The following is a 6,963-nucleotide window of genomic DNA, read 5'->3' as shown; positions in this document are numbered from 1 at the left end:
CTGATTTGAACCCTATCGAGAAGAAGTGGGCACAGGCTAAGTTTCTGCGCCAAGGGTGGATGGAGAATAATTTACCTAAACTGTTTCATGATATGGGCTGTATCGATTTTATAAAGATTTAACTATACTCTCAAACCTTTGAAAAAATGGCATTCGATCAGGCCAGCTTTTATAATCCTACTGTGGTAAAAGGGCATTATCAAGTTGAAGCGGCTAAGCAAGAAGTTAAGTCATTGCAGGCGGCGCGTTATCCGACTTTTTATGCGCAGTACGAATACGACTATTATCATGATGAAAATAGAAACAACAATCAGAATAATAGTGAAGGTGAGTTTTCGGTAGGCTTAAGCTACGATCCAGGAGCGGGTCTATCTAATTTGGCACTAGCCCGGGCATCAGCCTCACGAGTAAACAGCCTTTCACAGTCAAAAGAAGCGTCAAGACGACAAGTGCTTGAGACTATCCAAACCCAATATCAGCAGTTTGCTAGTGCTAAGGATCAAGAGCGCTCTTTGATCGCAGCAGTCGCAGGCGCACAGATTGTGGTGAGCTCTTATCGCCGCCAGTTTATTGCTGGACGCAAGTCTTGGCTTGAGGTGCTCAATGCGGTGCGCGAGCATTCTCAATATCAGGCGCAGTTGGTTGAGACACGAACGTCTATTATTGCAGCGTATTATAAACTGCAAGTTGATTTTGGCATGATGCCATGGCAGAAGTTTGATCAAAGCCGTCAGTCAGACCCGCTGTTCCGCCCACTAGATCCCGTCAAAAACTGGTTTATTCGTCAAGAGGCTGCTAGGCAGGTGCCCGATCAGGCAGTTATTGAGCCGATCGTGATGAAAGAGGCGAGTAGTGACAACAAAGATGATACAGGTCTCGTCACTTATCCACTTAATGACCCTAACTATCCATAAATTTGTAGGATATATTTATCATGAGTACACCAGTTCCAGCTTCGAATGACGCTACATCTGACAGCGAGCTGACGGCAAATCCTACTTCGCAGTTATCGGTGCCTGCCCCTGATGAGCAAATAAATGAGCAAGCGGCGCAATTGGCGGCAGCGTTACACACTTTGCTGACTCAGCAAGGCTATCCTATTGATAGTGTGCGCTTGCATGGGGTGCTGCATCAGCAGACAGAGCTTGTGACGCTGGCGAGTATTGTTAGGGTGCTGGAACAGTTGGGCATTGATCAGTTGCCAGAATCTTTACCAATACCCGATGCCGCATTTTTGCCATTGTTGGCTTTGCATTCTACGCAAGGATGGGGTGTGATTGAGCAGCAAACCCCGCAAGGGCTGTGGCAGTTTCGCCAAGCTGAGCATGTGAGTGCCCATCCAAGTGATGCTTTTACTCAGCTATTGCGAATACGATTAGAGAGCGAGCCTAGTAAGCGTAAACGGTTAAGCTTTGATCAGATTCTAAAAAAAGACCTCAAAAACTACCGTGGCATTATTGTAGAGGCAGTTGTTGCCTCGTTTTTAATCAATATGTTGGCGCTTGCCGTATCGCTGTTCTCGATGCAGGTTTATGATCGTGTGATTCCAACTCGTAGCGAATACACTTTGATTATTTTAGCGAGTGGGGTAGGTTTGGTCATCTTATTTGAAACTTTTATGAAGTTTGCCCGCTCCAAGATTATGGATAAAGTGGTGGTCAATCTGGATCAGTACTTATCTCGCGAAGTGTTTCAGCGCTTATTGAATGTGCGGATCGATCAAATGCCAGGCTCGGTAGGGTCGATGGCAGCGCAGCTACGCGGTTATGAGCAAGTGCGCGGATTTTATACCGCCAGTACTTTGTTTGGCTTGGTAGATATACCGATGGCCATTGTCTTTGTATCGTTAATTGTCATTATCGGTAATCCATTAGTGGCGCTAGTGCCTATTATCGCTGCTGTTGTCGCTATTATATTAGGACTGAGTGCCCGTAAAAAAATCGATAATATTGCGGCGGTTGGTGCACAAGCCTCTTATCGCAAGACAGGTATATTAGTAGAGACGGTAGAGGGCGTTGAAACGATTAAGGCCGGATCAGGCAACTGGAAGTTTTTGACACGCTGGCTTGATGTGATGAACATCACCACCAAAAATGATTTGGATATGAAGCATGCCAATGACAACCTAAGTTACTTGTCACAGATGATACAACAGGTCAGCTATGTCGGTATTGTGATTGTGGGTTCTTTTGTAGTGATGTCAGGAGATATGACCATGGGTGGCTTGATCGCTTGCTCAATCTTAGGCGGTCGTATTTTAGCACCAGTGATGGGTATTCCTAATCTATTGGTACAGCACTCACATGCCAAAGCTGCCAAACTTAATATAGAGCAGTTGTTCTCACTAGAGCAAGACAATCACGGTGTCAGTCACCCGTTATCGCCCAGTCATATCTCAGGTAATTTTGATTTAGATAAAGTCATTTTTAATTATCAAAACAATGATCAACCAGCTTTGGCTATCAACAGACTGCATATCAAGGCAGGTGAGCGTATTGCTGTTTTAGGGCCGATTGGTTCGGGCAAATCGACTTTATTAAAGGTACTGTCAGGGCTTTATGCCCCAACCCAAGGCCGCATACTGTTAGATGGTCTCGATATGCAACAGATCAGCCGCGAGTCGCTGAGTGAGCATGTCGGCTATCTGCAGCAAGATCATCGGCTGTTTGAAGGCACGCTGCGAGAGAACTTGTTGATTGGACTGCCAGCGCCTAGCGATGATGTGCTACGGGAGGCACTGGTTAAGACAGGGCTGATTAAGCTGGTTGCCAGTCACTCTAGTGGTCTTGATCTACCCATCAGTGAAGGCGGTAAAGGGCTATCAGGAGGGCAAAAACAATTGGTGGCGTTTACGCGCTTGCTACTAACCAAGCCTTCTATTTTGTTGATGGATGAACCGACAGCGTCGATGGACAATCGCCAAGAGCTACAATGTATCGAGGTGCTCAAAAAAGACTTTGGCCAAGGGCATACCTTGATTGTCGCTACTCATAAAATGCCGCTATTACAATTGGTTGATCGTATCATCATTATGGATGGTCAACAAATCGTCATGGATGGGCCAAAAGCACAGGTGCTTGAACAGTTACAAAAAAATGATAATAAAGGCAGTAATAATAAAACCTCAGTGCGAGTGAGTAAGCCTCAAGTTAAGGTCATTAGCAAAAAGACCGATAATACTCAAGCAAACAGCGACGATTAATGGGACAAATTAGGGCAAGATAATGAATAACTATCAGCATAAATCTCATGACCCTAAAGTTGGGCGTACTCGTATTATCATCTGGGGCGCGCTTATTGGGATAATTGTGTTAGTGGTATGGGCATATTTTGCCCAAATTGACCAAGTCACCCGTGCCACAGCGACCGTGATTGCTAGCGCTCGCACGCAGGACATTCAAGCGGTTGAGGGAGGCGTATTGACTGATATCTTAGTCAAAGAAGGTGAAGACGTCACTAAAGGGCAACTGGTTGTTACCTTAGAAGAAGAGCGGGCACAAGCGGCAGTGGCCAATACCAGCTCTAAAATAGCAGCGCTAAAAGCCAAGCTGGCTCGACTTGAAGCTGAAATATATGAGCGACCATTAACGTTTCCAGATGATATTTTGCAGTATGATGAATATATAAACAATCAAACGCAACTGTACAATCGCCGCCGCCGTGCTATCGAGGAGGATGTTAGTTCTTTACAAAAAATGATGGTATTGGCAAATCAAGAGCTGAGTATGAACGAGCCTTTACTTGCTCATGGAGATGTCAGTCAGGCGGATGTGATCAAACTGCGCCGACAAGTGGCTGAAATCCAAGCGCAAATCACCAATAAGCGTAATAAATACTTCGAAGAAGCGCAGTCAGAAATGACCAAGGCACAAGAGGAGTTAGATACTGAGCTTGAGCAATTGCGTGATTTCTCACAAGTACTGGAAGAAAAAAACCTGTTTGCCCCCACAGATGGCAAAGTCAATAATATCCTTATCACTACTATCGGCGGCGTGGTCAAGCCAGGTGAGATCATCATGGAGATCCTGCCGACCAGTAGCGACTTGATTGTTGAGGCTAAGGTCAGTCCTGCAGATATTGCATATGTCAAAGAAGGGCAGACCGCCACCGTGAAGCTGGATGCCTATGACTACTCTATATTTGGTGCGATGAATGGTAACGTGGTGTATATCAGTCCTGATACCTTGATGGAGCAAACACCCAATGGCGAAGAGCCTTATTACCGGGTACAGATCAAAATTACTGGTGCTGAGTTTGCTGAGCGTCGTGATGAGATTGTGATTAAGCCTGGAATGACTGCTTCGGTAGATATCAAAGCCCAAGAACGCTCAGTACTATCCTATCTGACCAAGCCTATTACCAAAACCTTTTCTGAAGGTTTAGGGGAGCGTTAGGACTTGTATAAAGCTTTAAGCAGATGCGTTTACCATATATCTGCTATATTCTATTGATAGTAATTTTCAACACATTTTTTTTGGCGATTCAAAATTGCCAGATTCAATCAGTGTGTCTTCTACTTTACGAATGATACGGCTAGCAGAAGATTCATGAATACCAAAGTCCATACTGATATGATAAAGCGTGCGGTATTCACGCCAATAAGTCAGGGCTAGTAGTATCTGCTCCTTAAGACTGAGCACACTTGGTCTGCCTGATTTTCTCTTAGATGCTTCATGCTCTTGCATGGCATCAAGCATGTCATAAAAGGTGGCTTTATGGATGCCAGTGTAGCGTTTAAAACCAGCGTCACTTTGTTTGAAAGGTAGGTCGACGAAAATGTAAGAAGTGATGTTATCTTACATAAACTGATTTTACTGACCTATAGTTATTAAACAAGTAAAAAAATAGGAAGTAAATTACTATCATATAAAATTTAACTCGTATTTGGGCACTGTATTTTTATAGTGTTTTTACCTCTACTCAAGCCCTTCTCAGAACAAAAAAACTATGTTTTTTCGTTGAGAATCTATTCTTATTACGTCTGCTATTGTCGTTTTTGAATTTCTACGTATTGTTTCTACTGCTTATTCTCTGCATAATATAAGGAGATTACTGTTCTAATCTCTGCATATCTCTGGGGAACGTATGAAGCATACTACTTATATTCATGAGCACTCAAATTGGACTGAATGGCAATGGTCGGACAAGAAGCTATTGCCACTCGTCAGTCGTGTGCGGATATTACAAGGCCATTTATTAGGAAAGCTACTAACACTAGGGTTCGATCTGAATGTTGAGGCGCAATTAGATGCGGTAACCTTAGAGATTATCAAAACTTCTGAAATAGAAGGTGAGACGCTAAATGATGAGCAGGTTCGTTCTTCAGTTGCGCGACATTTAGGGTTGGATAATGCCAGTATGCCAACCACTACTCGTGAGATCGATGCAGTGGTAGAGATGATGCTAAGTGCCACCTATCGTTATCAACAACCGTTATTATTAGATGATCTACTCGGATGGCATCGAGCATTATTTCCAAATGGATATAGTGGGCTTTATCGTATTCAAGCAGGCAGTATCCGTGATGATAGTAAAGGACCAATGCAAGTAGTGTCTGGTGGGTATGGTCGTGAGCAGGTTCATTTTGTTGCCCCCAGTGCAGATAGGTTGCCAGATGAGCTAGACAAATTTTTATTATGGTTTAATACTTCGTCAAATAAGCAAGACGATATAGATTTGGTCATAAAAGCAGGTGTTGCTCATTTATGGTTTGTGACTCTGCATCCATTTGATGATGGAAACGGACGACTAACACGAGCACTCACAGAACGAATGCTGGCAAAAAGCGATAACAGTGCCCAACGCTTTTATAGTATGTCAGCGCAAATTCTTAAACAGCGCAACGACTATTACAAAATACTAGAACGTACGCAAAAAGGTGATAAAGATATCACGGATTGGCTGGTGTGGTTTTTGCAAACGCTAGAGCAATCCCTCATTATAGCTCAAGAAACCACGGATAAAATTATCAATAAGGCAGGCTTTTGGCAGACGCATCGACAGCATGCTTTAAATGATAGGCAAGTGAAGATGTTAAATATTTTGCTGACTGATTTTTATGGCAAACTCACCACTAAAAAATGGGCGACCATGACTAAGTGTTCTATAGACACGGCACTAAGAGATATTAATGATTTAATAGAGAAGGATATGATGCAAAAATCTGGGGCATCAGGGCGCAGTACGAGTTATGAGTTGGTTTTATGATGAGACCATCCCACATTCTGTGTAACTGCGATTTAGATTAAATGCCTGCTAATACGATCATCAAACATAATCATAAAACGATTAAGGGCAGACGTCCAGTTACGAATCGGCATCGACCACTTTTTGGACGCCTGCTGGGTTGCTAGATAGACTACCTTAAACGCTGCCTGATCAGAGGGGAACACCTTACGCTTATTCACCACTGTCCGAATGACGCTGTTTAGCGACTCAATAGCATTGGTGGTATAAATCGCTTTTCTGATGTCTTTTGGGTAGTTAAAGAACACTGTTAAGCCCTCCCAGTTATTGCGCCAAGACTTGACCACGTGCGGGTATTTCTCGCCCCACACCTTATCGAAGTGCTCAAGATTGGTCTCTGCAAGCTCAAGCGTATCCGCGCCGTAGATGGCTTTTAATCCGGAAGCAATAGCTTTTCTATCCTTCCATGGGACAAACTTCATTGAATAGCGCAGCATATGAACAATGCAAAGCTGAACCTGAGCATTTGGATAGACGGTGTTAATGGCATCAGGAAAGCCTTTTAAGCCATCAACGCAGACAATCAGAATGTCCTGAACGCCGCGGTTTTGCAGCTCCGTGAGAACCCCAAGCCAGAACTTAGCGCCTTCACTTTCTGACAGCCACATGCCCAAAAGCTCTTTTTTACCTTCAAGTCCCACACCTAGCGCTAGGTAGATGGCTTTGTTGATGATTTGCTTGTCTTGGCGAACTTTAACGACAATGCAGTCCAGATAG

General features: G+C 43.8%; 6 protein-coding genes. 4 read left to right on the top strand and 2 right to left on the bottom strand.

The features are described from left to right. Window positions 1-146 precede the first annotated feature (146 nt). Genes JMX98_RS13225 through JMX98_RS13215 form a run of 3 tightly spaced genes read left to right on the top strand, consistent with a single transcriptional unit; the run spans window position 147 to window position 4,394 of the window. The gene (locus tag JMX98_RS13225; RefSeq protein ID WP_320157771.1) at window positions 147-914 is read left to right on the top strand and encodes a TolC family protein; all 768 of its coding nucleotides are present in this window, start codon (window positions 147-149) and stop codon (window positions 912-914) included. Between the two features lie 20 nt (window positions 915-934). Continuing rightward, the gene (locus JMX98_RS13220) at window positions 935-3,202 is read left to right on the top strand and encodes a type I secretion system permease/ATPase (RefSeq protein ID WP_201587250.1); all 2,268 of its coding nucleotides are present in this window, start codon (window positions 935-937) and stop codon (window positions 3,200-3,202) included. A gap of 22 nt (window positions 3,203-3,224) precedes the next feature. Further along, entirely contained in the window at window positions 3,225-4,394 is a 1,170-nt protein-coding gene (locus tag JMX98_RS13215) for an HlyD family type I secretion periplasmic adaptor subunit (protein WP_201587248.1), read from the top strand. 66 nt (window positions 4,395-4,460) lie between these two features. On the opposite strand, the gene JMX98_RS13210 is transcribed toward JMX98_RS13215, so the two are convergent. Further along, window positions 4,461-4,697 carry a helix-turn-helix domain-containing protein gene (locus JMX98_RS13210; RefSeq protein ID WP_201587246.1) on the bottom strand — a complete coding sequence of 79 codons (237 nt, stop codon included), beginning with the start codon at window positions 4,695-4,697 and terminating at the stop codon, window positions 4,461-4,463. A 388-nt stretch (window positions 4,698-5,085) separates the two neighbouring features. Here JMX98_RS13210 and JMX98_RS13205 point away from each other — a divergent pair, with 388 nt between their 5' ends. Continuing rightward, window positions 5,086-6,207, top strand: coding sequence for a Fic family protein (locus JMX98_RS13205; protein ID WP_201587244.1), 1,122 nt, complete (start codon window positions 5,086-5,088; stop codon window positions 6,205-6,207). Between the two features lie 32 nt (window positions 6,208-6,239). Here JMX98_RS13205 and JMX98_RS13200 read toward each other — a convergent pair. Then, window positions 6,240-6,963: IS256 family transposase (locus tag JMX98_RS13200; RefSeq protein WP_201587242.1), on the bottom strand; the 724-nt coding region annotated here is incomplete at its 5' end.

The organism is Psychrobacter sp. HII-4 (assembly GCF_904846595.1).
GTDB lineage: Bacteria > Pseudomonadota > Gammaproteobacteria > Pseudomonadales > Moraxellaceae > Psychrobacter > Psychrobacter celer.
This window is presented reverse-complemented; position numbering and strand designations above follow the sequence as displayed.

Excerpts from the sequence above, each read along its gene's own strand:
- JMX98_RS13225 (WP_320157771.1), top strand. The coding sequence starts at position 147 with ATGGCATTCGATCAGGCCAGCTTTTATAATCCTACTGTGGTAAAAGGG.
- JMX98_RS13220 (WP_201587250.1), top strand. The coding sequence starts at position 935 with ATGAGTACACCAGTTCCAGCTTCGAATGACGCTACATCTGACAGCGAG.
- JMX98_RS13215 (WP_201587248.1), top strand. The coding sequence starts at position 3,225 with ATGAATAACTATCAGCATAAATCTCATGACCCTAAAGTTGGGCGTACT.
- JMX98_RS13205 (WP_201587244.1), top strand. The coding sequence starts at position 5,086 with ATGAAGCATACTACTTATATTCATGAGCACTCAAATTGGACTGAATGG.
- JMX98_RS13210 (WP_201587246.1), bottom strand. The coding sequence starts at position 4,697 with ATGCTTGATGCCATGCAAGAGCATGAAGCATCTAAGAGAAAATCAGGC.